Origin of the sequence: Massilia aerilata (assembly GCF_042656905.1) — a bacterium.
GTDB lineage: Bacteria > Pseudomonadota > Gammaproteobacteria > Burkholderiales > Burkholderiaceae_D > Telluria > Telluria aerilata.
This window is the reverse complement of record NZ_JBHSMZ010000019.1, coordinates 1-558: the sequence shown is the minus strand read 5'-3', so window position 1 is coordinate 558 and position 558 is coordinate 1. Positions and strand designations below refer to the sequence as shown.

Below are 558 nucleotides of genomic sequence, written 5' to 3'. Positions count from 1 at the left end.
ACCGAGCTGACCATCAGTGGCATCGACATGGCCCACACCAGCAGCGTCTCGGTGCGCGTGGTGGATGCAGCCGGCAACGCCAACGAAGCGACCAGCCAGTCGCTGTCCTACGACGCCGAAGCACCGCTGACCACCGTCAGCTTCAACGCGATCAGCGAAGACACCGGCAACAGCCAGGACGTGAAGGCCGACTTCACCACCAACGTCGGCACCGCCGACATCGGCGCGACCCTGTCGGCCGCGCTGGCCGCAGGCGAATACGTGCAGTACTCGGTCGACGGCACCAACTGGTCGTTGGTCGGCGACAGCCACGTGAGCGTGGACGGCACCGCCGTCACCATCGCCGGCGTGGACGTCACCGGCAGCCCGACCGTGTCGGTGCGCGTGGTGGATGCCGCCGGCAACGCTGGCGCCGCCGCCACCCAGCACGTCACCTATGACGCGACCGCGCCGTCCACCACCGTCAGCTTCACCAGCGTCACCGAAGACACGGCGGACAGCAAGGACACGCAGGCCGACTTCACCACCAACCAGGACACCGTCACCGTCAATGCGACG

The 558-nt window shown here is 67.7% G+C and carries 1 protein-coding gene; it reads left to right on the top strand.

Annotation, left to right across the window (positions count from 1 at the left end):
• Window positions 1–27: 27 nt before the first annotated feature.
• On the top strand, window positions 28–558 hold a 531-nt coding region (locus ACFPO9_RS27725), incomplete at its 3' end, for a hypothetical protein (RefSeq protein ID WP_379775260.1).